This is a genomic window from Ruegeria sp. YTSA168 (genome assembly GCF_059610045.1).
In genome coordinates, this window is the sequence record NZ_JBXWMW010000003.1 from 465,491 (window position 1) to 486,447 (window position 20,957).

Genomic DNA, 20,957 nt, shown 5'->3' on the forward strand with positions numbered 1-20,957 from the left:
TTTATGGCACAGTGCCACCATGGCAGAACAAAGCTCTCAGAATCAGGATAAATTTATCGTGCGGCTGCCGGACGGCCTGCGCGATAGGATACGCCTCGCGGCTGAGGCCAACCACCGCAGTATGAATGCTGAGGTCGTTGCCCTACTCGAAGAAAATTATCCGGCCCCTGTGCCGGAAAAACTGGAAGACCCCGCCGCGCGGCTGCTCTTCTGGCTCGCGAAGCGCATCCGCCGAAGAAGCCCGAAGCCCGGCTCTCCCAGAGACAAGCAAGCAGCCTTGTATGAGCGCATTGCGGTCGATATCTCTGAACGCATGAAGGATATCGGGGAATAGCCCTAATAGGCCACCCACTCATATCCGTGGTTGCCTTCGTGATCCTCCCATTCAACGCCGACGCCTCGTCGCCAATTCGATGACGAACAGCGTCGCGACGGCAAAACCCATTGCGGGGCGGCCGCTGGTGTCGTGCGTTGCCAGCCGAATTCGCCCCGCGTGCCGTAGGTCCCGAGGCGCATGTTGTAACTCTCAGAACAATCATCGTCGCGACCACGTTCGCGATGGCTGTAGTGCCGAACATCCCAGACGCGGATCGAGCGCACGAAATCGAATTCTAGGCCGCTGATGTCGATGTCTGCGCCACTTTCCACCACCTGTGCCAGAATGACGTGACCAAGTGTCTGGCCGATTTGGTTGCTGGCCTCCCAAGTTGTCGGGGCCGTGCTTTGCATAGGCGCGCGCTCCGCAACACCCATCGGACAACGCCAGATTTGCAGAGGTGGCTCAATCGGCCAAGGCGTGATCCGACGGATGAACACAGCACGGGCATGAGCGCATTCTGCTGACGCGGGCCACCCACCAGCCAGGCAAAGCAGAATGGCGCAGTCAACCTGATAGGCTTTTGCCGCCTGTGGAGCCACACTGGAAAGCAGAGACATTGCGACCCCAAAGAACCAATTCCTGATAGATCTGCACCACATATCAATATATGCCTTTTGCTACATTACTGTATTATTGTAAATGTAGCTCCAACAGCCCCCTTCACACCATATACGAGAACATCATTTGTGATGCTCGCGCGCGTTTTGTGGAATATATTCCGTAGAGCAGTTCTTGTGATCTGGCCGAATACAGGCCATGAAATTGCGGGAACGAGTAGGGCTAAATGTACGGAATCTAAGAAATTCCAGAGGATTGAGCCAAGAACAATTAGCCTTAGCTGCGGAAGTCGATCGCAGCTATATCAGCGAGATCGAGCTCGCCAAAAATTCGGCATCAATCGATGTTCTGGAGCGGATCGCGGATGCTCTCGGCGTCGATCCAAAGGAATTGTTTAACGAGAGGGGCTAGTTTTGCCCGAATTTGAGAGTGCTCGCACAACGGCCGAAGCCATCGGCCGCATTACATGTATTGAGACAGGCGAAGAAATTGGCTTGCTGTATCATTGGGACAATGGTGAGACGCAGGCGGCGCTTTACGATGATGGTCATCCTGAAACATCAAACTGCTCAGATCATCCCGCTGAAACGGACATTGGCGCAAACCGCAGCTAACGGCCGGAAGAATCTCATTTTATCAAATGCGGCGTGTTGCCTGGAGGTCTGCTATCGGGTGAGTGGCTTTTTTCTTAGGGCGGTTGGAGTTCATACCACCTGACAGAGGGCTCGCGTTGTAATGGATCGGAAACTGAGATAGCTTCGCTGTGTGAAGTGCCTTCGAAACATAACCTCAATACTGCTTGTTGTTCTTCTGGTCTTTATGACGGGGCTGAGCAGCGCTTCGCATGCTTTATCCATGGGTTGCGTTGGTGGGCATTGTGACGAGCACAAGGTCATGCCTGTGGTCGAAAATCACACTGGCCACGCTTTGGGGGAATTGACGAGCAGCACACTGCTTGGATCAGATGGGATAGAGCATGACGAATGCAATCCATTCCTGTGCAATTCTCTCGCGCTAATACTGCTAACTTCCGACGCAGTTTTTGACCAATCCGAGGCCGTATTGGGTTGGCAGGTTGGCCACCTCTCAACTCTGGAAGAGCCGGACAACCCGGACAGACCACCCAACCTTTGAATCAGGATTTCAGCGCTGCTTGCGTGAGTGATCAGCGTTTTAGAAAGGTCGCAGGAACACTGCGGCCCGCCCCTGTTTCACAAGGTTAGGACCATTCCATGAACAAAAAAAACATCGTGATCGGCGCGTGCGCTGTGGCAGCCGTCGCTGCATACCTCGTTCTTCGACCCGGCCCCGCAGAGGAAGTCGCGCAAGTGGAACCTGTTGAAGGTAACGCAATTGTTGCGATCCAGATGCCGCAAATCGACGGCAACGCAGCGATAGGCCAACGCATATTCGAGAATACCTGTACCGCCTGTCACGGCACCAACGCTGTTGGTGTTGAGGGCGCGGGACCACCATTGATCCATGTGATCTATGAGCCCAGCCATCACGCTGACGAATCCTTTCAGCGCGCTGTCGCGAACGGAGTCAGAAGCCATCACTGGAGTTTTGGTGACATGCCACCGGTCGAAGGCTTGACCCGTGGCGACGTTGCCATGGTCATCTCCTACATCCGCGAAATCCAGCGCGCCAACGGAATTAACTAAAGGATACCCCAATGAACAAACTTACCACATTTGCGTTGATGACCGTTCTGGCGACCAGTGCGTTTGCGCATTCACCCGTAGATCACACAACGCCTGAGAATGGCGCGACAATCACGGAAGTCCCGCCCGAGATCAGCTTCAACTTTGCCAATGATATACGTCTTACACGGGTGGATATGCTCCATCAGGATCATCCGTCTGTCCGGCTTGATCTCGGGGATCAGACGAGCTTTGACCGTGTGTTCACGCTGCCCCTCGAAGGCATGGGGAAAGGCACCTACCGCATCGAATGGCGGGGATTAGGTTCAGACGGGCACGCCATGCAGGGCGAATTCTCGTTCACGGTGGAATGACCATGCCGGATATCTGGGAAATAGCCGCGATATTCGCCAAACTGACGCTGTATTTTAGCGTCGTTGGGTCGACCGGGCTTGTGATCATTCTAGCGGCCTTTCCAAATCTGGTGCTACCACTATGCCGCCGGATCAAGGCGAAGGCTGTGGTGTTGGCGGGACTTGCCATTTTCGCAGCGGTGTTCGGCTTCATGCTGCGCGGGGCCGCTCTGACGGGTGGAGCCGATGGCATGACCGACCCCGAAATGCTCGGGCTGTTGTGGCAAACACCGGTTGGGGACGTCTTGGTATATCGGGTTGCTGGTGCGGCACTCATAATCTCGGGAATGTATATTCCCCGTGTTGGGCCGAGGATTGCTCTCGCGGGCGGGACCATAGCGTTATGGTCCTTTGCAAAGATCGGGCACGTACCTGACTTGCAGCAAACTGGCGTCCGCCTGCTCCTTCTTTTGCACCTTATGGGCATAGCGTTCTGGATTGGCATCCTTGGCCCCTTGCGGAGCCTGTCACGACTGCCAGAGCACTTGGACAACGCGGCCCTGCTGGGGCATCGCTTTGGGCAAGCGGCGGCAGTGATTGTCCCGGTGCTGATCCTGGCAGGCCTGTTGATGGCCTGGCTGTTGCTGGGCGATCTGAGGGCACTCTTGTCAACCGGGTATGGGCAAACCCTTCTGATCAAGCTGGTGCTTGTCGGCGCGATCCTGATTCTGGCAGCCGCAAACAAACTTCGTTTTGTTCCCGCCATGCAGGCCGGGGACAGCAAAGCCGCGCGGCATCTGGCGCGCTCCATCGAAATTGAAACGGCGGTCATACTGGTGGTGCTTGCGGCAACGGCAACACTCACCAGTGTTTTGACCCTTCCGAACTGAGGTTTTCCATGAACAGACGAGAATTCCTGATCACGACAAGCGTGGCGGCACTGGTTCCGCGTATCTCGATTGCGTCAACCCCTGCGGAGTTGATTGCGCAGCCGGTCAGCGCGCAAATCCTGCCCGACGGAGAACCGGCTACGCCAATGTTGGGTTTCAACGGCAGCACGCCCGGACCAGTGCTGCGGACACGTCAGGGCGAAGTCTTTGACATCTGGTTCCGGAACCAGATCGGCGAGGGATCGACGGTGCATTGGCATGGGCTGCGTATCGACAATGCAATGGATGGCGTTCCGGGCCTGACGCAAGACGTCGTCGAAGCGGATGCCGAGTTCGCCTATCGTTTCCGTGCGCCGGATGCAGGCACCTTCTGGTACCATTCGCACAACCGATCTTGGGAACAGGTTGCAAAGGGGCTCTATGGCCCGTTGATCGTGGACGAGTTGACGCCACCGGACGTGGATCACGATTTGATCGTGTTGATAGATGATTGGCGCATGACCGAAGCGGGCACGCTGGCCGATGGTTTCGAAAATATGCACGATCAGGCGCATCAGGGGCGGCTCGGCAACTATGCCCGTGCTCTTGTCGAACCGAGCACGCCCGTCCGTCGTGGTGATCGTGTGCGACTTCGTCTGATCAATGTCGCGACCGACAGGATTTTCCCGGTTGAGATTGAAGGTGTCGACGGCAAGATCGTTGCAAATGACGGAATGCCCCTTGTCAGTCCACAGGAGTTATCCAGTCTCATTCTCGCCCCGGCCCAACGCGCGGACATCATCGCGGATGTCACTTCCCCGGACCAAATCGCCTTCATGTTTCCCACGCAGGACGGCCCCTACTTGCTGGGTGAAATCCCCGTTGAGGACGCGAACACGGAGCGGCAACCATCGGAGATTTCTGCGTTGCCACCAAACGAGGTTACGCAGCCCGACTTAGACAATGCGGTTTCCCTGACGCTTACCATGGAAGGTGGGGCCATGAGCCGTCGCATGATGCAAGGTATGATGGGTGGCGATATCTGGGCGTTCAACGGGCAGTCCGGTCTGACGGATACCCCGTTTCATCTGTTCGAACGTGGGCAGACAGCGCGTATTCGTCTGGTGAACGACACCCGTTTCCCGCATGGCATCCATCTGCACGGGCATCATTTCTTTGAGGTCGGGGCTGACGACGGACTGGGCGCTATCCGGGACACAACACTTGTGGACGCGGGGGAGACCCGCGACATCGTCTGCGTGTTCGACAACCCCGGAAAATGGCTGTTGCATTGTCACATGCTGGGGCATCAGGCGGCGGGTATGAAAACATGGGTGGAAGTCGCATGAAACGCATTCTGATCATCGCTGCTTGTAGCGTCGCGACTGGCGCAATCGCCGGTCACGAACTGGATGACCGGGACTTGGCCAATGGGCGGGTCCTCTACGTCGAACAATGCGCGTCCTGCCATGGCGCAAATCTCGAAGGGCAGCCCGACTGGCGCACGCCCGACGAAAACGGCGTTCTGCCTGCACCACCCCATGATGAGACCGGGCACACATGGCACCACGATAACCAGCTTCTCTTCGAATACACTCGGCTTGGTGGAGAGGAAGCATTGGCTGCGCGCGGTGTCACCGGCTTCGCAAGCGGTATGCCGGGTTTTGGCGATGCTCTCACCGATGACGATATTTGGGACATCCTGACCTATATCAGATCAACCTGGCCGGACCGCGTTCAGCAAATTCAAGCCGGTCGCAACCCACCGCACAACTAAGGAAGGCGGTCTTCGCTACGTGGCGTGGGAGCATAGCGCCCGCGCCCGGTTTTTGTCAGCAATCCCCGATCAGACAGATCTCTGAGGGCCCGATAGCAGGCTTCTTTGGTCAACCCGATCTGGTTGGCGAATTGTGTGACCGAACCGGTCAGCTTGCCCAATTCTACCGCCAGCAATACGCGGTCGTTCGCTGATTTCAAAGCGTGCAGCGTCAATAGCTGGCGGTAATCCTGCACCTGCACCGCCAATCGCTTGGTGATCCCTTCCGAAAAAGCCGTGTCTTCACGTAGTTGCTTCTGGATGGCTTGCTTCGAAATCCGAACAACTTCGGATGGAGCAGTACAAATCGCGTCGCAGTGGTAGTGATCCGAATAAATGGATGCTTCGGCAAACATGTCGCCAGTCTGAGCGTTGTAGATCGTTACGGAGTTTCCAGATTCCGTCACGCGAGTTAGGCAGATGCCACCTGACGCCACAAAGAATATGCCCTTTGTGGTGTCGCCCTGCCGGAACACGTGGTCTCCAATGGAATAACGCATTTGAGACAGAGATTTTTCATCCAATGCGCCGAACGGGGTGGGTAACATGTGATTTCAATCATATTCGGATCTGCGTCTGGGGTGTAGCAAGCCACCAACCCCAAATGCAAGAACGGACATACCATGATCAGAACGACACTTTGCGCCATCGTGGCGCTCATAGCCCTTCCAGCCGCCGCCCAACATGCCCATCAGGGCTCGGACGGCCCTTTGGAAACAGGGCAGTCCGCCTTCGCCGCAATTTCGGAAATCGTACAAATCCTGTCAGACGACCCCGGTACCGACTGGACCAAGGTCAATATTCAGGCGCTGCGCGATCACCTCGTGGATATGGAGTTGGTCACGACCCAAGCGACCGTGAACACTCAGACCGAAGGCAGGATAGTCGAGTTTCGCGTCACCGGCGAAGGGATTGTGGCCGATGCCGTCGCACGCATGGCGACGGCACATTCACCGATGTTGGAAACGGCAACCGGATGGACAGTGACTGCTCAACCCTCCACGGGGGGAGTGACCATGCACATCGAGGTTCAAACCGAACAGGAGCTTGCCCGCGTCCTTGGTCTCGGGTTCTTCGGCGTTATGACCATCGGTGCGCACCATCAGGCGCACCACATACAGATGGCCTCAGGTGAAGATCCGCATCACTGATGCGATCCAACCAAGACGCAGTGATTGGAGCTTGCACAGCCAACGGGTATTTTGCCCGAGACTGTCACCATAAGATTGAGCAACTTTGGACGGCAGGTTGGCGTAAAATAGCGAAGGTCGGTTTTGTCGCTCATTCAACTGTTCAGAAAAACCGTCTGACCCGTTTAGCATAATCCTCAAACGCAGTGCCGTACTGATCCTTTAGCCAACGCTCTTCAGCAAATGGGGTGACCACCAATATCGCAATTACCGGAGCGCCAACCGCGAACACCCAGGGCGCAGCTGACAAGATCATCCACCCGCCGACGATAGCAATATCGGCCACATATTGCGGATTTCGAGAATACCGATACATGCCTTCGGTGCGCAGCGTGCCCTTGGCACCACCCGTCTGGGGCACTCCGAAGTGTGAGACCTCCAGCCAAACAATGATATTGCCGATCACTATTAGTGGAAGTCCGACCCCGAAGCGCAGCCAACTCGGAATGGCGACGTTGCCCCAGCCCAGTATCCCCAAGACAATGAGGATGCCGAACAGCGTGAAAGTCGGCACCCAGACGAACACTGGCGTAAGGGCGGTATACTGTTTCGGCGGCCATATGCGGCGCTTGGGAAAAACAATCGACCATAGGATTGCTGTGAGCGTCGCTGCTGCAACCCCGAAGCCGAGATAGATGATAGCTGTCTGCATCATGTTTCTACATGCCCGTGCTCGATCATCTGGCGGCGCTCCGCGAGAGCCTGACGCACGATCTGATAGGCCGAGGACAGAAACAGTCCCGCCATGACGGTTGCGACGATCAAGTCCGGCCAGCCACTTGCCGTGCCCCAGACGCCTAACGCAGCAAACATGACCGCGACATTTCCAATAGCGTCGTTGCGCGAGCACAGCCAAACTGACCGAACGTTGGCGTCTCCGTCTTTGTATCTGACAAGCAAGAGAACACTCGCCAGATTGGTGAGCAGGGCAAGAAAGCCCACTGCACCCATGATCTCGGCGGTTGGGACACCAACGTAGAAGACGCGGTAGACGGTAGAGCCGAAGACCCACAACCCCATCAACAGAAGGCTGATCCCCTTGAACAAGGCGGCGTTCGTGCGCGCTCTGATTGAAGCCCCGATGACCGCCAGCGAAATGCCGTAGGTCAGGGCGTCGCCTGCGAAGTCGAGGGCATCCGCTTGCAGGGCTTGCGAGTTGGCCAGATGGCCCGCAGCCATCTCGACCACGAACATCGTTGCGTTCAGGGCAATGACGATCCAAAGCCGCCGTTTATAGTCGTCCGAGACGCCTTCGAATTTGGCATCGTGTCCACAGCATCCAGGCATTAGGTTGCCTCCTGCGTTTCAGGGATTGATTGATCTGGAACAAGGGCTGCTTCGCCGCCGGGAATATCCGGCACGTGGCCTTTGCGCATCCTCCTGACGCGGTGGTTCATCCAATGGCGAATGATGACACGATAGAGAAGCCCCTTCACGCCGGTCAGCTGACGGTGGGTTGCATAAAAGGCATCGGGGTCATCGAAGGTGCCGAAGTCGTGATTGATTCCGGTCTTTTGTATGTAGGTGCTGACCCCGCGCCATTCGACGTTTGGGTTCTGAAGGCAATCCGTGCCCGCACCATAGGCGCAGAGCGATTTACGCTCTGGAAAGGTATTTTGCAGGGCCGCCAGGACGGGTGCATCCAGGATGAAACCCTCCAAGTTCAGCCACGCCCCGCCGTGATAGATTTCGACCCATGAATGTATGATGTTGGCAGGCGCAAGCGGATAAACCAGCTCTGGCACGACCCCGCGCTGTAACCGCTTGTCGATGGTAAAGCCATGAAAGCGGCACGGCATTCCAAGGGTGCGCAGAAGCGCCATCAGCAAGGTGCCCTTCGTGTTGCACTGCCCATAGCCATCGGACAGCACCCTGGACGCCGGCAGCGCATCATCGGAGTTGTAACCGAACAGGATTTCGTTGCGGACAAAGTCATAGGCGGCACCGATACGGTCGGCGTTTGATAGGGTCATCCAGCCACGATCAGCAACAAGGCGCTGAATAGGGCCAGCCTCGAAATCCAGAAGGGATGTTGGGGACAGGAATTGATCGGTCATCGTAGCCTCTTGAGTCTGTGTCCCACCCTATTTACAATCTCTAGTGACTAGAGGTTCAAGAGGTTTCTTCATGTTTTCTATCGGCGAGCTTTCAAGACGCACCAAGGTCAAGGTTCCAACCATCCGCTACTATGAGGAGATGGGCCTGTTGGTGGAGGCCGAGCGCACAAGCGGCAACCAAAGACGCTATGACAAAGCGGGATTGGAACGGCTCAGCTTCATCCGCCATGCACGCGATCTGGGCTTTTCGATTGAGGCAATCTTGTCCCTGATCGAGTTACAGGAACACCCGGATCGGTCATGCCAAGCCGCTACGAAAATTGCGGTGGCACAACTCGCGGATGTTCGCGCGAAGGTCAAAAAGCTGAAGGCGCTCGAAAGGGAGTTGGTTCGCATGGCCAAGGGATGCGACGGACATGGTGTGTCCGAGGACTGCTACGTTCTGGCGTCACTTGCTGACCATGAGCATTGCGAAAACGAGCACTGATCACCCGCAGCACGAGCCTCCCTCTTGGATTGGAGGACATTTGACCGTGCCGTAGGAGCAGTACACGCAGCAGTCCCCTTCGAGCGGTTTTAGAACAGTGTGGCAGGACTTACATTCATAGAACCACTGACATGCATCCGTCGGCATCGTCTCTTCGGTAGCGTGTCCGCATTCGGGGCAGGTAATCGTAGATTGAAAGTTCACTTCGCTCGTTTGCGTCGCCATAGCGCGTATCCTGTAAGTAGTAGAAATCCAGCAAGGATTGGCAGCAGCACGTCGTCTCTATAGACGTAACCGAGTGCTCCGCTGATCCCAAGAAGCGAAAACAGCCATGGTAGAAAAGGCGTCAGGCAGCAGACTGCGGCCAATCCCGAACCGCCCAGGCTCAGTGGAAGCAACCAGCCCCTCATCGATACTGCCTAAACAAGGCAAACATCGTCCTCGCCGCGTCTTCTTCCCAGAGAGGTGAACTGGCAGCGAGAGCGAAAGCCAGCGTCGTGAAGCCAAGCATAACGACAGTTGAGCGCCTGCGTTTTGCGCAGGCCCAACGCCGCCAAAGGCGGAACCATCCCCAAGCAAGTACAAGTCCCACGACAACCAATATCTCGGTGCGATACTCGACAAATGGCCCAAGCAAAACCAGCCACGTGCCACCCAGCCCTATGATTGAAAGGCCAATCGGCAATACGCAGCAGGATGCGCTTAGCAAAGCCAACAGACCAGCGCCGCCGATCAGCAGTCGGTTTGGCCCATTGGTTTCATCTTGAAGAGTTTCAGTATTCGACATCATGGCTGATCTTATGCATCCTGTAGTCACTACAGAAGCAAGCGGAGTTTGATCACATGATTGCGATTGGTGAGGCATCCCGCCTTAGTGGCGTTTCAATAGAGACGATCCGCTACTATGAGCGTGAGGGGATAATATCAAAGGCAGTCCGCACTGCTTCTGGGCGACGAGCTTATTCGGACACTGAGATTTCAGAGCTTCGCTTCATCAAACGATGCCGTGATCTTGGGTTCTCCATCCAAGACGCAGTTGCGCTTCGCAATCTCGCCGATGCACCGTCCGATGCATGTGAGACGGTCGAGCGACTTGGAAGCAAGCATCTCTCGGACGTTCAGGCGAAACTGGCGGAGCTTCGGAAACTTGAGAAGGCTCTGGTCGAGCTGGTCGCGAACTGCGCAAAGGGACAAAGCGACTGTCCGATGTTGGATGCTTTAAAAGCCCGCTAGTTGGAAAGTCGACGTTGGTTCAGTCGCAGCGCAATTTCACTTCGTCAGCGCGTTGGCGACCTTCGCCGCCGCTTTGTTGAAAGGCATCTTTCTCTACGTGAGGACAGGTGTCATTTCCTCACGTCGTCCAGAAGCTCCAAAACGCGCGCGTAGTCTTCGCTGGCGACGCGCGCTTGCTCGAAGATCTCACGACGCTCCAGGTCCTGGCAACGGAAGTACCGCTCAACTTCGGTAAAATACGTCTCCGCATCACGCCTCAACAGGTCCGCATAGGCCCATACGTCATCGGCATTGGTCGGCATCCAGGGCGGAGCAGGCGGCAGACAACTGCCCGCGATCGCCGCAGAACTCCAGCTCAGAACGATCATAATCGCCCATGCTTGTTTCAAAAGCGCCATATTATCTTGGCTCAGCCACTCCGTTGCAGTAAATTCGTTTCAACGCATGAAAGGCGCAATAACTCAAATTGCACCTATTGATTGCAAGATTATAATATTGTATCGGTTGGGTAGTCCATGAGGGACTGCCGGGCCAATGCACAATTCTGCAAGGCTCGATCCTATGAATTTGATGCAAGACGCCCCCAATGTTGTCAGTGAAGACGGGCTGCGCACGCTGCTTGCCGAGGGTCATTCGGCGGATGTTGTGTGTCGGGTTACGCCCAAACGTACAGGTGCTCAGTGGTCCGGGATTTGGACCGTGCATTGCGTCTCGCCAGATGGTGAGACGCGTCGCCTGCTCGTTACCGCGCGCAACAATATGGCCGCCCGAGAATTCAAGACTATCAATGGCTTATCCAGCTTCCTTGCAGGACTTGGAGTTTCGGTCGTCTCGATCCCGATGCTCGAAGGCAAGATCGCCTCTCACAATTTGGACGACGCGGGCTAAGCCACTTGCTGTCCTTGCGGCATTCCTTGCAGCACCCGCCCATTCTGAAGGCTTCGTGCTTTCCATGCGGGCCGATGGCCAGCTCGAGACCAAAGCACCGCAATCAGGTTTCGCGCAGAGCTACGTCGACGGGATTGGAGCAAACCCACCAGAGCTGATCGTGTTCGCAGCGCCTCAGCCTGAAGATCCGCCTCCTGCACCCACCCGCGCGGTTCCCCGCCCCGAGATCCTCACAGCCCTTGAAAGCACCGCGCATCGCTATGGCGGACACCCCGCACTACGCCGCGCTGGCCTGTCCGTGACGGAGTGGCAGGTGCTCTTCCAAGCCAATATTGAGATTGAAAGCGCCTATCGCCCAAATGCGCGCAGCTCCGCAGGTGCTATCGGCCTCGGACAGCTGATGCCAGCTACGGCCGCGCAGCTTGGTGTGGATCCGCATGACTGGCAGGCCAATCTGGATGGCTCCGCCCGTTACCTTCTGATGATGCTTGCACAATTCGGCACGCCCGAACTCGCGCTTGCCGCCTACAACGCGGGGCCTGACGCGGTCGCGCGCTATGGCGGCATCCCTCCCTACCGAGAAACCCAAAATCACGTGCGCCGTGTCATGGCCGTGCGTGATCGACTGACTGGAGCCTCCTGATGCACATACAAATTCGCACGATCCTGTCGCTGGCTCTGGCCAGCTTGATGATTGCCAACCCGGCCTTTGCGCAGAGCATCGACCTTTCGCCGGTGCAGAACCTTTTGCAGGGCATCGTCGATACGATCACCGGCCCCTTGGGTATTGTCATTGGCACCTTGGCTCTGATTGGTGTGTTCCTCTCCTGGCTCTTCGGCATTCTGGATTTCCGCCAAGCCCTTTGGGTGCTTGTTGCGATTGCAGGCATCGCAGCTGCACCGACCATCGTGACCGCGATCTGGGGCGCGTAAGTCCGACATGGCAACCCAAACCCGCCTCTTCCTGGGCCTGATCCGGCCGCCAAAGCTCATTGGGCTGCCGATCATGTATGCGATGGTCTGGCTCTTCGGGTTTGTGTTGCTTTTTTTGTGGGTTCAGAGCTGGCCGTTGATCATCATCGCCGCTCTGGCCTATCCTGCGCTGTGGAAAGCAGCGGATTGGGATCCGGCCTTTCTTGAGGTTATGGTCACTGCGCTGCAGGAAACGCCGCCCACCTCGAACCGCAAGATCCATTCGGGGGACAGCTATGCTCCATGACCCTTCGGATGACCTTGCCATGATGCCGGACTGGGCGCGCAAAGAGCGCACGGTGGCCAGCATGCTACCCTATGTCAGTCTCGTGAATGACGTGACGATCCGCACGCGCGGCAATGCCCTGTTCCAATGCATTCGTCTTGATGGCGTCAACAGCATGACCAGCGATGACGCGCATTTGGAAAAGATCCGCGCGCTCTTTGCTGCGATCATCGCGCAGATCGGACCAGAGTACAGTTTCTACGTGCACAAGGTCTCAAAAGCGATTGAAACTACTTTACCCCCGGTGCCTGAGGATGGGTTTGCCCAAGCCCTGGACACCCGTTGGCAAGCGGCCATGGTACGGGCGGGCCTGCGGGACAAAACGCTCACGCTCACAGTGCTCAAACGTCCTCCCCTCGGCGCTCAGCTGCGCTTGAAGCGCTCAGGCTCAATCGCACAGCTGAAAGACCAGACGGCCAAGCAGCTGCGCAAGCTCGAGGAAGTCGTCGGGTTTCTGCTCTCATCTTTTGCCGATATGAACCCACGCCTGCTTGGGGCTGAGAGCGGCGAACTGCTGGGTTTCCTCGGGGCACTCAACATTGGCCAAGAGCGACCGCTCTTCGCAAAATCCCGCATCGGCATCATTGCCGAGGATGTGGCCAACACGCGTGTTACGTTTCAGGGGCGAGGCTTTGCGCTCGACGACGGGACGGCGGGCAAGCGTTTTGGCACCACCTTTGCGATCAAGACCTATCCGGCCAAAACCAACTGCACCATGTTTGATGAGCTGAACCTTCCCGTCGACATGATCGTCACCCATTCCTTCACGCCTATTAACAGCAACATCATGGCCAGTCGGATCAAGCGCCAACAGCGCCTGATGAAGGCCAGCGATGACGGCGCGATTTCCCTTGCAGAGGAACTCGTCGACGCGCTCGACGATCTTGAATCCAAGCGGCTGAGCTTTGGCGATCATCACATGACCGTCACGGTTTTCGCCGAGACCGAGGAAAGGCTGGAAACCATAGCGGCCGAGGTGCGCAACATCGCGGCCAGTGAAGGCGTTAATCTGGTGAATGAGAGCTTTGCTTCCCGAACTCATTATTTCGCGCAGCATCCGGGCAATGGGCAGATGCGCAGCCGCAAGGCCGCCATCACAAACACCAACTTTGCTGATCTCGCGGCGCTACATCGCGGTCAACTGGGCAAGCAGGGCGATAGAGTGCCTTGGGGCAAGCCGATCACCCTCTTCCCGACGCCTGAACGCTCGGGCTTCCTGTTCAACTACCATGAGACGGGTCAGCCGGACAAAGAACCGACCGGCGGGCACACCTTGATCCTCGGCCGCCCAGGCTCTGGCAAGTCGGTGTTGTCTGCATTCCTCATGACCCAAGCTCGGCGCTGCGACGCGCGCGTCTTTGTCTTCGACTATCGCGCGGGCATGGAAATGGCGGTTCGGGCCAATGGTGGGCGCTACAGCGCCATCAAGGCCGGTGAAGCCACAGGTCTCAACCCGCTACGCACGGAAATTGATGGGCGCGGGCAAGCATGGCTCTCCGATTGGCTGGCCACGCTTTTGCATCGCACCGACAAGCCCCTGAGCCCGGTCCAAATCAACCGCATTCAAGAGGTAGTGCGCCAGAACGCCGGGGCGAGCGATGCCGCCCTTCGTAACTGGCAGGATTTGGCGTCGCTCTTTGTAGCGGGAGCTGACGAAGGGGATCTGTTCGAGCGGATCCAGGAATGGACTGAAGATGGCCGCTATGGCTGGATCTTCGGGCAAAGCTCTGAGGATACCTTCTCGCTCGATGGTGATGTCGTGGGGTTCGACCTGACCGGCATTCTCGACAGCGAAAGCGAGAAGGAACGCATGGCTGTCCTCTCCTACCTGTTTCGGCGGGTGGAGCGCGTGATCGAGGATCGCAAGCCGACGCTGATCATCATCGATGAAGCCTGGAAGGCGCTGGATAACCCGTATTTTGCCGACAGGCTGAGCAACTGGCTGGTCACGGCGCGGAAACAGAATGCCGTCGTCGTGATGATGACCCAATACGCAAGCCAGCTCGAGAAAACCCGCACTGGCAAGACGATTGTCGAGGCCGTGCCGACACAGCTCTTGCTTCCGAACATCCGCGCCTCGGCCAGCGATTACACCATGCTCGGCCTTACCGAAAAAGAGCTCAGCGTTTTGCTCGGAACGGGAAGCAACTCTCGTCTGGCGCTGGTGCGCGATGATCAAGGCTCTGTTGTTATCGATGCCGATCTGAGCGCCCTTGGCCCCTACCTCACGATCCTTGGCGGCATTGAAAAAGGCGAAGCACTGGTGGGCGCTGATTATCGCCAGAACCCCGAATTTTGGAGACAGATTGATGCGTAGATTGTGCGTAATGACCCTCACCCTTTTGACCCTGACAGCCTGCGCGGAATACCGGCCGTCAGAGGCCGAATGCTTCAACTCCTTTGCCGAGGTCAGCCGCAGTAATTGCAACTTCGAGCTGCTCGGGCCGATTGGTGGTCTCGGTGAGTAAGCATCGCCTGCATATCTTTGCGGGTCTGTTCTGTTTCGCCGCGTCATTGGCCTTTGCCCAAGGCGTGCCCACATTTGATGCGGGCATGTTCTTGCAGCGCGAGCGCGTGCTGCAACAAGGCGAACAAGATCTGGCGCTGCAGCGGGATCGGCTGACCAAAGAGGAAGAGCTTGAAGAGCTCGAGCAAGAACAACTCCAAGCGCTGGATGATATCCTTGATGCCGCAACGCTTGCCAGCGGCAATTCAGGCGCGCTGGTCGCAAGCTTGGAAGCTGGTTCATCGCCAGAGAGCGCCGTTGAAACTCTTTATGGCCCGGTGGACCCGAATCCCGGTGCAGCCCAGATGTTCGGCGATGCCTCGGGATCGATTGAAGAGCTGATCATTCGCGCCGCTCAAGAAACGCACCACATGTCTGGCGTGCACGCGGCGGGCCTATCGCCCAAGCAGTGGCGCTGTCTGTTGCAGGCGTTGATCTGGCAAGAAAGCCGCTTCACCATCGGCGCGCGCTCACCTGTTGGTGCATTCGGCCTGACCCAGATCATGCCCGGTACGGCGCAGGATCTCGGGATTTACCCAGCCTATTATGAAAACCCCTACATCCAGGTCACCGGCGGCGCGCGCTATCTGGCGCAGATGCTGGCCATGTTTGATGGCAACATCATTCGCGGGCTAGCTGCCTACAATGCCGGTCCCGGCAACGTGCAGCGCTACCGCGGCGTGCCCCCTTTCGCTGAGACCCAGCACTACGTTCAGGTCATCCCCGAACGCTACAATCTCTACCTTGCCCGCGTCGGCGGCGTCGATGCGCTTGGCACGATTGATCCCGTCTTGCTTGCCAACTCCACGATGAGCCTGACCTCTTTTGGGGCGGGGGTCTATGGCGACTACTCATTGGTCTCGGTGCAAGCGGCCGCGCTGCGCGTGCAGGACATCATCACCCGCATCGGCGAAACCGACGACATTCACGCGGCCATGTCGCTCAACACCTACGCGCGGGCCGAACTCGCCCGCCTGATCGCAATCCGTACGCGCCTGAAGGCCGCCCATACCCGCCCGCTTAGCGCGACCGAGCTGGCCATGGCGGCCGCACAGGCCCGCGAACAAGACTTCATGCAATTCGATCTGGAGGCATTCCGATGATCCGCTTTCTTTCTACCGTTGCCACTTGCGCGCTGTTGGTTGCCTCACCCGTATCTGCCCAAGGTGTTCCGACTGTCGACACACGCAACATCGCCCAGGAAATTCGCCAGCTGCAGCAGATGCTGGAGGATTTCGGGATCCAGACCGACCAACTCGACACGCTTCTCAAACAGCTCGACCTGGTGCAGCAGCAACTCGACACGCTCAATGAGACTTACGCCGCCTTGACCGGCGCGACGGATATCATCGAGATGGCTATGGGTGGTGATCTCGACGGCCTACTCGATCAGGAATTCGGCGATCTCCTTGGCACCATCCGGCAAATCCAAAGCGGCGATTTTCGCGGCCTGATCGGCAACGCGGCCCCTCAGATGGAAGGCCGCATGACGCAAGCCCTCGAGGACGCAGGTTTTGACCAAGATACCCTCTCTGACATGGCCAGCAGCGGCAATCCGGGGGCTGAGCGCATTGCCAGCCAGGCGGGCACCGGGGCGGTGATGTCGGCGGCGGCAGAGAACAGTTATGACGAGGCCGCGCAATCGCTGGAACGGGTCGAGCAGCTGGTTTCATTGATCCCCGACATGGAAACGCTCAAGGAAGCCGTCGATCACAACACCCGCGTCACGGCCGAGCTGGCCATCGCCATGACACGCATGTGGGAGCTCGAAGCCATTCAAACAGTCGGCGCGGGCCAATCCGGAGTGGTCGATGCCGCGACGCTGGCCGAAGAGCGCCGCTATATGGATTTCACCCTTCCAGACCTGCGCGCGGACTGATCCCATGAACAGCGGAGCGGAATTCATCGAAGAAGAGCTCGTCTACGGCGCACGAAGACGCGAGCTCATGTGGCAGAAACTGGGACTGACAGGCATGGGGTTTGGCATGGCAGGTTGCCTCGCCGCCGCCCTCGTGGCCCTGTTCGACGCGGACCCGCCGCCCATGATCGTTCCCTTTGATAGCGAAACCGGCATGGCCCTCCCCAATGCCATGGTTGAAGCGGTCTCACTCACGGAACGCCCCGCTATCATTGAGGCACAGGTCTACCGCTATGTGATTGATCGAGAGACGTATAATCAGCTCGACAATGACGTGCGTGTGCGGCGGGTCCTGGATCAGTCGGACGGATCGGCCGCCGCCGGGCTACGCGCATTGTGGACCAGCGGCCATGAGGCCTATCCGCCCGACACCTACGGAACAGATGCCCGGCTTGATGTCGAGGTGTTGTCGATCACGCACATCAGCGCCAACCGTGCCCAGGTGCGCCTGCGCAAGCGGCTCAATTCACCGCGCGGCAGTCAAAACGGGCTCTTTACCGCAACGCTGATGTTTGAGTTTCGGCCCGAGAATAGCCGGTCAATCGACGATGTCTGGCAGAACCCCTTTGGCTTCACCGTCACCGAATACGCGATCCGCTCGGATCGTTTGGAGTAACCAATGCGCCGCCTGTTCTTGATCCTCGCCGTCCTCGTTCCGTCTGCTGGCATCGCCTATGCAGAAACACAGCCGCGCCAAGGCCCCTTTGATGCCCGCGTCCGGCTGGCCACCTATCAGGACGGGCAGGTCTACCGCATCAGAACCAGTTTGACCCACGTGACCAGCATTGAATTTGGCCAGGGCGAGACCATCCGCTCGATCATTGCTGGCGACACCGAAGGCTTCCTGTTGGACGGAGTGCCCGGTGGTCAGGCCTTTGCGATCAAGCCCGTTACACGCGGCGCGCACACCAATATCACCGTCTACACCAACCGGCGTAGCTACTATTTCAACGTGACCGAGGCGAGTTCGCCGACCTTCTACGTCATTCGCTTCACCTATCCCGAAGCGGCCCCTCGGCAATCGCGTATGGCTGCCACTGCGCCAGCAAACCACGCCTACGGCGTCAGCGCGCGATCCGAGATCACCCCGCGCGAAATCTGGGACGATGGCACCTTCACCTATTTCCGCTTTGCCGCGAATGCCCCATTGCCCGCGATCTTTCGATGGTCCGGTGGCAATGAGCGCAGCGTGAATGCGCTCGCGCGGCCAGATGGCGTGATCCGCGTGTCAGGTGTCAGCACTCGATGGGTTCTCAGGCTCGGCGATGACGAGATCTGCGTCCAAGAGATGAGCGAGGCAAATCCCGATGAGTGAAACAGCTGAGCTTAAGAAACGCCTCGAAGCACTTGAAGGAAAACCACAAAACCGAAAGGCGCGGCCATCTTTTGTCGCCATCACCCTAGGGATTGGGGCAATCGCGGCTCTTGGCGGTTTCTTGCTGTTGTTCTCTGGCGGCTCTGACCCCGACAGCCTGGAAACCGCCTCCCCAGATGAATTCCAAGCGGCCGGTCCGGGGTTTGGAGACCTTGAGCCAACTCCTGCACCGATAGACACATCGCTACCTCCAGCGGAGTCAGAACCAGAAAGCGAGACAGAAGAGCTGCGCGCGCAAATGGACGCTATGCGGTCCGAACTCGAAGCCCTGCGCAAAGCACCTGCGCCTGAAGCCCCAACCGTCGACCTCGAGGCATTGGATACCTTGGGCGCAGAGATCGACGCCCTGCGCAGCGAGGCAGCAGCAACGCAAGCCGCCTTGCGCGAAGAACTGGAAGAACGCGCACGGCAAATCCAGCGTCTGCAGAACGATCTGGAGCTTGCACGCCTGGAAGCCCCGCGCACGCCCGCACCAACCGGCCCCACGGCCGAGGAACTGCGCCTTCAGGAGCTGGAACGGCGGCGGCAAGCCGAACTTGACGAACTCCAAGCCCGCATCGCCAGCCCAATCATCGCCTTTGGCGGCTCGGGTAACGGCAACAATGAAACCGCCGCGCAGCAACGGCGGCTTGATGGCGACACAGACTTTGTCCGCAACGGCGCTGAACCCGCTGAGGTGACCCAGGCCCAGGTGATCGTGAACCCGTCAAACACGGTTGTTCAGGGCACGATGATCCAGGCCGTGCTCGAGACAGCGATAGACAGCTCGCTTGCCGGTCAGGTCCGAGCAATGGTGTCTGAAGATGTCCACGCCTATGACGGCACGCGGGTCTTGATCCCACGCGGGGCGCGGTTGATCGGGCGGTATCAATCCGGCCTAGATATTGCGCAACAACGCGTGACCATCGCCTGGGACCGGATCATTCTGCCCAGTAACCAGACCGTCGAAATCAGCGCCTTCGGTGGTGATGAACTGGGGCGGTCCGGCACAACCGGTTTCGTCGACAGCCGCTTCGGCACACGGTTCGGGTCCGCTGCTCTGATATCACTGATCGGAGCCTTGCCCGCCGTCGCAGCCCAGAACATCGAAGATGAGATCACCTCGGATGTGCTCGAGGGCATTGGCGAAGACCTGCAAGACAGCGCGCAAAGCGTGATTGGCGAATATCTATCTGTATCGCCCGTGATCTATGTCGATCAAGGTGCCCGTGTCACCGTGATGGTTGATCGCGATCTGGAGATTTTCTGATCATGGCGGCCAGCTACCTGCAAAGCTCGATGGACAAGATCCCCGAGGCGCGTGATCCAAAGCTGATCGAGCTTTGCATCAATCCTGACGGCACGCTGTGGGCCGAGTTTCAGGGGGATCACTTTATGCGGCGCGTCAATCGACAGCTCTCGCCCAATGAAATCAAAGACCTTGGCAATCAGATTGCTTCCGCCGCGAACACCACGCTCAGTCGGACCAAACCCATTGTCTCGGCAAGCATCGACTACCGTGACCGCCCAATCCGCGCTCAAGTCATCCAGCCTCCCGCCGTTGATGGCGGTTATGCGATTTCCCTGCGGTTCTTCGCCGACCTGCCATTGGAGCGGATCAAGCTGTCCTATCTCTTCGGCAAAGAGCGCAGCAACGAGGGTGCAAGACGCAAGCGCAATGCCGAGCTGCGCGATGTCGTGGCCACCGGCGACATCGACGCAGCGATCAAGTTCTGTGTCATCCACAAGCTCAACATGATCGTGTCTGGCGGCACCTCAACGGGCAAGACCGTTGCGGCGCGCAAAATCCTCTCCTTCGTGCCAACCGACGAACGCATCATCACGATCGAAGAGGCCGCCGAACTGCGTCCAACGCAGCCCAATGTTGTCACGCTGATGTCTGACCGCGACGAAGCCACGCGCAGTGCTGATGTCCTCCTGACCTCCACCCTGCGCATGCGGCCGGATCGCATCGTTCTGGGCGAAGTGCGCGGGAAGGAAGCCATGACCTTCCTCGAGGCCATCAACACCGGCCATGGTGGCTCACTCACCACGCTGCACGCTGAAACGCCTCAGCTGGCCGTCCAGCGTCTCGCCATCGCAGCCCTGAAGACAGATGTGCCCATGACCTACCAGGACATGAACGACTACATCATCCGCTCGATAGATGTGATCATCCAGGCCGGTCGCCATGAAGGCGCGCGCGGCATCACCGAATTCTACCTGCCGATTGATCCAGCCCAAGCGAAGGAAACAGACCATGTTTGAGTACAAGATTGAACAGATCAACACCGCCAAAACAAAGCCGCCAAAGATCGAAGCGCAGCTGACGGCCCTTGGTCAGGATGGTTGGGAACTGGTCTCGGTCGTGCCGGATTTCGACGGTGAGCACATTCTGAAAGCCTTCCTGAAACGTCGCACCGGCGCGAGCGCCTAAACCTAACTGAG

At 57.9% G+C, this 20,957-nt stretch carries 32 protein-coding genes; 24 read left to right on the top strand and 8 right to left on the bottom strand.

The features are described 5' to 3' along the window. The first annotated feature begins 19 nt into the window (after nucleotides 1–19). Complete coding sequence (locus AC2FFE_RS08995) at nucleotides 20–334, top strand: Arc family DNA-binding protein (RefSeq protein WP_058289260.1); 315 nt, start codon at nucleotides 20–22, stop codon at nucleotides 332–334. A 2-nt stretch (nucleotides 335–336) separates the two neighbouring features. Here the strand turns inward: AC2FFE_RS08995 and AC2FFE_RS09000 are convergent, their stop codons facing one another. Then, nucleotides 337–936: a hypothetical protein gene (locus AC2FFE_RS09000; RefSeq protein ID WP_282094139.1), complete on the bottom strand. Its 600-nt coding sequence runs from the start codon at nucleotides 934–936 to the stop codon at nucleotides 337–339. Between the two features lie 199 nt (nucleotides 937–1,135). Here AC2FFE_RS09000 and AC2FFE_RS09005 point away from each other — a divergent pair, with 199 nt between their 5' ends. The 7 genes from AC2FFE_RS09005 (at nucleotide 1,136) to AC2FFE_RS09035 (ending at nucleotide 5,579) form a co-directional block, all read left to right on the top strand. Then, nucleotides 1,136–1,348 carry a helix-turn-helix domain-containing protein gene (locus AC2FFE_RS09005; protein ID WP_035262737.1) on the top strand — a complete coding sequence of 71 codons (213 nt, stop codon included), beginning with the start codon at nucleotides 1,136–1,138 and terminating at the stop codon, nucleotides 1,346–1,348. A 2-nt stretch (nucleotides 1,349–1,350) separates the two neighbouring features. Continuing rightward, nucleotides 1,351–1,551, top strand: a complete 201-nt coding sequence (locus tag AC2FFE_RS09010; RefSeq protein WP_282094140.1) for a hypothetical protein — start codon at nucleotides 1,351–1,353, stop codon at nucleotides 1,549–1,551. A 618-nt stretch (nucleotides 1,552–2,169) separates the two neighbouring features. Further along, on the top strand, nucleotides 2,170–2,601 hold the full coding sequence (locus tag AC2FFE_RS09015; protein ID WP_282094141.1) for a c-type cytochrome: 432 nt from the start codon (nucleotides 2,170–2,172) through the stop codon (nucleotides 2,599–2,601). Nucleotides 2,602–2,612: 11 nt separating this feature from the next. Then, nucleotides 2,613–2,954 carry a copper resistance CopC family protein gene (locus AC2FFE_RS09020; RefSeq protein WP_282094142.1) on the top strand — a complete coding sequence of 114 codons (342 nt, stop codon included), beginning with the start codon at nucleotides 2,613–2,615 and terminating at the stop codon, nucleotides 2,952–2,954. A gap of 2 nt (nucleotides 2,955–2,956) precedes the next feature. Continuing rightward, entirely contained in the window at nucleotides 2,957–3,823 is an 867-nt protein-coding gene (locus AC2FFE_RS09025; protein ID WP_282094143.1) for a CopD family protein, read from the top strand. Nucleotides 3,824–3,831: 8 nt separating this feature from the next. After that, nucleotides 3,832–5,151 carry a multicopper oxidase family protein gene (locus AC2FFE_RS09030; RefSeq protein WP_348499326.1) on the top strand — a complete coding sequence of 440 codons (1,320 nt, stop codon included), beginning with the start codon at nucleotides 3,832–3,834 and terminating at the stop codon, nucleotides 5,149–5,151. Further along, complete coding sequence (locus AC2FFE_RS09035) at nucleotides 5,148–5,579, top strand: c-type cytochrome (protein ID WP_282094145.1); 432 nt, start codon at nucleotides 5,148–5,150, stop codon at nucleotides 5,577–5,579. Before AC2FFE_RS09030 ends, AC2FFE_RS09035 begins: the two co-directional genes overlap by 4 nt. On the opposite strand, the gene AC2FFE_RS09040 is transcribed toward AC2FFE_RS09035, so the two are convergent. Then, complete coding sequence (locus tag AC2FFE_RS09040; protein ID WP_164644535.1) at nucleotides 5,576–6,166, bottom strand: Crp/Fnr family transcriptional regulator; 591 nt, start codon at nucleotides 6,164–6,166, stop codon at nucleotides 5,576–5,578. The two genes, AC2FFE_RS09035 and AC2FFE_RS09040, sit on opposite strands and share 4 nt — an antisense overlap. Before the next feature lie 75 nt (nucleotides 6,167–6,241). Between AC2FFE_RS09040 and AC2FFE_RS09045 the strand changes: the two genes are divergently transcribed. Continuing rightward, nucleotides 6,242–6,769 carry a hypothetical protein gene (locus AC2FFE_RS09045; RefSeq protein WP_035262751.1) on the top strand — a complete coding sequence of 176 codons (528 nt, stop codon included), beginning with the start codon at nucleotides 6,242–6,244 and terminating at the stop codon, nucleotides 6,767–6,769. A gap of 142 nt (nucleotides 6,770–6,911) precedes the next feature. On the opposite strand, the gene AC2FFE_RS09050 is transcribed toward AC2FFE_RS09045, so the two are convergent. Genes AC2FFE_RS09050 through AC2FFE_RS09060 form a run of 3 tightly spaced genes read right to left on the bottom strand, consistent with a single transcriptional unit; the run spans nucleotide 6,912 to nucleotide 8,865 of the window. Then, nucleotides 6,912–7,463, bottom strand: a complete 552-nt coding sequence (locus AC2FFE_RS09050) for a methyltransferase (protein WP_164644534.1) — start codon at nucleotides 7,461–7,463, stop codon at nucleotides 6,912–6,914. Next, a complete protein-coding gene (locus AC2FFE_RS09055) occupies nucleotides 7,460–8,095 on the bottom strand; it encodes a cation efflux transmembrane domain-containing protein (protein WP_035262762.1) in 636 nt (211 codons plus the stop codon). Before AC2FFE_RS09055 ends, AC2FFE_RS09050 begins: the two co-directional genes overlap by 4 nt. Next, the gene (locus AC2FFE_RS09060) at nucleotides 8,095–8,865 is read right to left on the bottom strand and encodes a transglutaminase-like domain-containing protein (protein ID WP_496846442.1); all 771 of its coding nucleotides are present in this window, start codon (nucleotides 8,863–8,865) and stop codon (nucleotides 8,095–8,097) included. The genes AC2FFE_RS09055 and AC2FFE_RS09060 overlap by 1 nt, the downstream gene beginning before the upstream one ends. A 70-nt stretch (nucleotides 8,866–8,935) precedes the next feature. Here AC2FFE_RS09060 and AC2FFE_RS09065 point away from each other — a divergent pair, with 70 nt between their 5' ends. Next, on the top strand, nucleotides 8,936–9,352 hold the full coding sequence (locus AC2FFE_RS09065) for a MerR family transcriptional regulator (protein WP_035262768.1): 417 nt from the start codon (nucleotides 8,936–8,938) through the stop codon (nucleotides 9,350–9,352). On the opposite strand, the gene AC2FFE_RS09070 is transcribed toward AC2FFE_RS09065, so the two are convergent. Together AC2FFE_RS09070 and merF are read right to left on the bottom strand one after the other, a co-directional pair. Continuing rightward, on the bottom strand, nucleotides 9,353–9,577 hold the full coding sequence (locus AC2FFE_RS09070; protein WP_074942176.1) for a GDCCVxC domain-containing (seleno)protein: 225 nt from the start codon (nucleotides 9,575–9,577) through the stop codon (nucleotides 9,353–9,355). It abuts the gene before it with no gap. Continuing rightward, nucleotides 9,553–9,762 carry a mercury resistance system transport protein MerF gene (gene merF, locus AC2FFE_RS09075; RefSeq protein ID WP_081805598.1) on the bottom strand — a complete coding sequence of 70 codons (210 nt, stop codon included), beginning with the start codon at nucleotides 9,760–9,762 and terminating at the stop codon, nucleotides 9,553–9,555. The genes AC2FFE_RS09070 and merF overlap by 25 nt, the downstream gene beginning before the upstream one ends. Before the next feature lie 433 nt (nucleotides 9,763–10,195). Here merF and AC2FFE_RS09080 point away from each other — a divergent pair, with 433 nt between their 5' ends. Then, nucleotides 10,196–10,585 (top strand): MerR family transcriptional regulator, encoded by a 390-nt coding sequence (locus AC2FFE_RS09080; RefSeq protein ID WP_058289271.1) that lies wholly within the window; start codon nucleotides 10,196–10,198, stop codon nucleotides 10,583–10,585. A gap of 110 nt (nucleotides 10,586–10,695) precedes the next feature. Here AC2FFE_RS09080 and AC2FFE_RS09085 read toward each other — a convergent pair whose 3' ends face one another. Beyond that, nucleotides 10,696–10,983, bottom strand: coding sequence for a hypothetical protein (locus AC2FFE_RS09085; protein ID WP_496846443.1), 288 nt, complete (start codon nucleotides 10,981–10,983; stop codon nucleotides 10,696–10,698). Nucleotides 10,984–11,146: 163 nt separating this feature from the next. Here AC2FFE_RS09085 and AC2FFE_RS09090 point away from each other — a divergent pair, with 163 nt between their 5' ends. The 13 genes from AC2FFE_RS09090 (at nucleotide 11,147) to AC2FFE_RS09150 (ending at nucleotide 20,946) form a co-directional block, all read left to right on the top strand. Further along, a complete protein-coding gene (locus AC2FFE_RS09090) occupies nucleotides 11,147–11,473 on the top strand; it encodes a hypothetical protein (RefSeq protein WP_051588446.1) in 327 nt (108 codons plus the stop codon). Between the two features lie 64 nt (nucleotides 11,474–11,537). Then, nucleotides 11,538–12,116 (top strand): lytic transglycosylase domain-containing protein, encoded by a 579-nt coding sequence (locus tag AC2FFE_RS09095; protein ID WP_058289273.1) that lies wholly within the window; start codon nucleotides 11,538–11,540, stop codon nucleotides 12,114–12,116. Then, entirely contained in the window at nucleotides 12,116–12,406 is a 291-nt protein-coding gene (locus tag AC2FFE_RS09100; RefSeq protein ID WP_096789457.1) for a TrbC/VirB2 family type IV secretion system protein, read from the top strand. Before AC2FFE_RS09095 ends, AC2FFE_RS09100 begins: the two co-directional genes overlap by 1 nt. Nucleotides 12,407–12,413: 7 nt before the next feature. Then, on the top strand, nucleotides 12,414–12,692 hold the full coding sequence (locus AC2FFE_RS09105) for a VirB3 family type IV secretion system protein (protein ID WP_496846444.1): 279 nt from the start codon (nucleotides 12,414–12,416) through the stop codon (nucleotides 12,690–12,692). Beyond that, a complete protein-coding gene (locus AC2FFE_RS09110) occupies nucleotides 12,682–15,048 on the top strand; it encodes a VirB4 family type IV secretion/conjugal transfer ATPase (protein WP_496846445.1) in 2,367 nt (788 codons plus the stop codon). The genes AC2FFE_RS09105 and AC2FFE_RS09110 overlap by 11 nt, the downstream gene beginning before the upstream one ends. Nucleotides 15,049–15,058: 10 nt before the next feature. After that, complete coding sequence (locus AC2FFE_RS09115; protein WP_413900183.1) at nucleotides 15,059–15,199, top strand: hypothetical protein; 141 nt, start codon at nucleotides 15,059–15,061, stop codon at nucleotides 15,197–15,199. Beyond that, nucleotides 15,192–16,340: a lytic transglycosylase domain-containing protein gene (locus tag AC2FFE_RS09120; RefSeq protein WP_496846446.1), complete on the top strand. Its 1,149-nt coding sequence runs from the start codon at nucleotides 15,192–15,194 to the stop codon at nucleotides 16,338–16,340. Before AC2FFE_RS09115 ends, AC2FFE_RS09120 begins: the two co-directional genes overlap by 8 nt. Further along, nucleotides 16,337–17,116 carry a type IV secretion system protein gene (locus AC2FFE_RS09125; protein WP_348487740.1) on the top strand — a complete coding sequence of 260 codons (780 nt, stop codon included), beginning with the start codon at nucleotides 16,337–16,339 and terminating at the stop codon, nucleotides 17,114–17,116. The genes AC2FFE_RS09120 and AC2FFE_RS09125 overlap by 4 nt, the downstream gene beginning before the upstream one ends. Before the next feature lie 4 nt (nucleotides 17,117–17,120). Next, nucleotides 17,121–17,771 (top strand): VirB8 family type IV secretion system protein, encoded by a 651-nt coding sequence (locus tag AC2FFE_RS09130; protein WP_282094161.1) that lies wholly within the window; start codon nucleotides 17,121–17,123, stop codon nucleotides 17,769–17,771. 3 nt (nucleotides 17,772–17,774) lie between these two features. Further along, the gene (locus AC2FFE_RS09135) at nucleotides 17,775–18,470 is read left to right on the top strand and encodes a TrbG/VirB9 family P-type conjugative transfer protein (protein ID WP_215264001.1); all 696 of its coding nucleotides are present in this window, start codon (nucleotides 17,775–17,777) and stop codon (nucleotides 18,468–18,470) included. Beyond that, a complete protein-coding gene (locus AC2FFE_RS09140) occupies nucleotides 18,463–19,779 on the top strand; it encodes a TraB/TrbI/VirB10 family type IV secretion system protein (protein ID WP_215264002.1) in 1,317 nt (438 codons plus the stop codon). The genes AC2FFE_RS09135 and AC2FFE_RS09140 overlap by 8 nt, the downstream gene beginning before the upstream one ends. 2 nt (nucleotides 19,780–19,781) lie before the next feature. Further along, nucleotides 19,782–20,777: an ATPase, T2SS/T4P/T4SS family gene (locus tag AC2FFE_RS09145; protein ID WP_496846447.1), complete on the top strand. Its 996-nt coding sequence runs from the start codon at nucleotides 19,782–19,784 to the stop codon at nucleotides 20,775–20,777. Further along, complete coding sequence (locus AC2FFE_RS09150; RefSeq protein ID WP_257600370.1) at nucleotides 20,770–20,946, top strand: DUF4177 domain-containing protein; 177 nt, start codon at nucleotides 20,770–20,772, stop codon at nucleotides 20,944–20,946. Before AC2FFE_RS09145 ends, AC2FFE_RS09150 begins: the two co-directional genes overlap by 8 nt. The last annotated feature ends 11 nt before the right edge of the window (nucleotides 20,947–20,957 follow it).

Bases quoted from the DNA above. Each gene is read 5' to 3' on its own strand.
- AC2FFE_RS08995 (WP_058289260.1), top strand. From the start codon at position 20: ATGGCAGAACAAAGCTCTCAGAATCAGGATAAATTTATCGTGCGGCTG.
- AC2FFE_RS09000 (WP_282094139.1), bottom strand. From the start codon at position 936: ATGTCTCTGCTTTCCAGTGTGGCTCCACAGGCGGCAAAAGCCTATCAG.
- AC2FFE_RS09005 (WP_035262737.1), top strand. From the start codon at position 1,136: ATGAAATTGCGGGAACGAGTAGGGCTAAATGTACGGAATCTAAGAAAT.
- AC2FFE_RS09015 (WP_282094141.1), top strand. From the start codon at position 2,170: ATGAACAAAAAAAACATCGTGATCGGCGCGTGCGCTGTGGCAGCCGTC.
- AC2FFE_RS09020 (WP_282094142.1), top strand. From the start codon at position 2,613: ATGAACAAACTTACCACATTTGCGTTGATGACCGTTCTGGCGACCAGT.
- AC2FFE_RS09025 (WP_282094143.1), top strand. From the start codon at position 2,957: ATGCCGGATATCTGGGAAATAGCCGCGATATTCGCCAAACTGACGCTG.
- AC2FFE_RS09030 (WP_348499326.1), top strand. From the start codon at position 3,832: ATGAACAGACGAGAATTCCTGATCACGACAAGCGTGGCGGCACTGGTT.
- AC2FFE_RS09035 (WP_282094145.1), top strand. From the start codon at position 5,148: ATGAAACGCATTCTGATCATCGCTGCTTGTAGCGTCGCGACTGGCGCA.
- AC2FFE_RS09040 (WP_164644535.1), bottom strand. From the start codon at position 6,166: ATGTTACCCACCCCGTTCGGCGCATTGGATGAAAAATCTCTGTCTCAA.
- AC2FFE_RS09045 (WP_035262751.1), top strand. From the start codon at position 6,242: ATGATCAGAACGACACTTTGCGCCATCGTGGCGCTCATAGCCCTTCCA.
- AC2FFE_RS09050 (WP_164644534.1), bottom strand. From the start codon at position 7,463: ATGATGCAGACAGCTATCATCTATCTCGGCTTCGGGGTTGCAGCAGCG.
- AC2FFE_RS09055 (WP_035262762.1), bottom strand. From the start codon at position 8,095: ATGCCTGGATGCTGTGGACACGATGCCAAATTCGAAGGCGTCTCGGAC.
- AC2FFE_RS09060 (WP_496846442.1), bottom strand. From the start codon at position 8,865: ATGACCGATCAATTCCTGTCCCCAACATCCCTTCTGGATTTCGAGGCT.
- AC2FFE_RS09065 (WP_035262768.1), top strand. From the start codon at position 8,936: ATGTTTTCTATCGGCGAGCTTTCAAGACGCACCAAGGTCAAGGTTCCA.
- AC2FFE_RS09070 (WP_074942176.1), bottom strand. From the start codon at position 9,577: ATGGCGACGCAAACGAGCGAAGTGAACTTTCAATCTACGATTACCTGC.
- merF (WP_081805598.1), bottom strand. From the start codon at position 9,762: ATGAGGGGCTGGTTGCTTCCACTGAGCCTGGGCGGTTCGGGATTGGCC.
- AC2FFE_RS09080 (WP_058289271.1), top strand. From the start codon at position 10,196: ATGATTGCGATTGGTGAGGCATCCCGCCTTAGTGGCGTTTCAATAGAG.
- AC2FFE_RS09085 (WP_496846443.1), bottom strand. From the start codon at position 10,983: ATGGCGCTTTTGAAACAAGCATGGGCGATTATGATCGTTCTGAGCTGG.
- AC2FFE_RS09090 (WP_051588446.1), top strand. From the start codon at position 11,147: ATGAATTTGATGCAAGACGCCCCCAATGTTGTCAGTGAAGACGGGCTG.
- AC2FFE_RS09095 (WP_058289273.1), top strand. From the start codon at position 11,538: ATGCGGGCCGATGGCCAGCTCGAGACCAAAGCACCGCAATCAGGTTTC.
- AC2FFE_RS09100 (WP_096789457.1), top strand. From the start codon at position 12,116: ATGCACATACAAATTCGCACGATCCTGTCGCTGGCTCTGGCCAGCTTG.
- AC2FFE_RS09105 (WP_496846444.1), top strand. From the start codon at position 12,414: ATGGCAACCCAAACCCGCCTCTTCCTGGGCCTGATCCGGCCGCCAAAG.
- AC2FFE_RS09110 (WP_496846445.1), top strand. From the start codon at position 12,682: ATGCTCCATGACCCTTCGGATGACCTTGCCATGATGCCGGACTGGGCG.
- AC2FFE_RS09115 (WP_413900183.1), top strand. From the start codon at position 15,059: ATGACCCTCACCCTTTTGACCCTGACAGCCTGCGCGGAATACCGGCCG.
- AC2FFE_RS09125 (WP_348487740.1), top strand. From the start codon at position 16,337: ATGATCCGCTTTCTTTCTACCGTTGCCACTTGCGCGCTGTTGGTTGCC.
- AC2FFE_RS09130 (WP_282094161.1), top strand. From the start codon at position 17,121: ATGAACAGCGGAGCGGAATTCATCGAAGAAGAGCTCGTCTACGGCGCA.
- AC2FFE_RS09135 (WP_215264001.1), top strand. From the start codon at position 17,775: ATGCGCCGCCTGTTCTTGATCCTCGCCGTCCTCGTTCCGTCTGCTGGC.
- AC2FFE_RS09140 (WP_215264002.1), top strand. From the start codon at position 18,463: ATGAGTGAAACAGCTGAGCTTAAGAAACGCCTCGAAGCACTTGAAGGA.
- AC2FFE_RS09145 (WP_496846447.1), top strand. From the start codon at position 19,782: ATGGCGGCCAGCTACCTGCAAAGCTCGATGGACAAGATCCCCGAGGCG.
- AC2FFE_RS09150 (WP_257600370.1), top strand. From the start codon at position 20,770: ATGTTTGAGTACAAGATTGAACAGATCAACACCGCCAAAACAAAGCCG.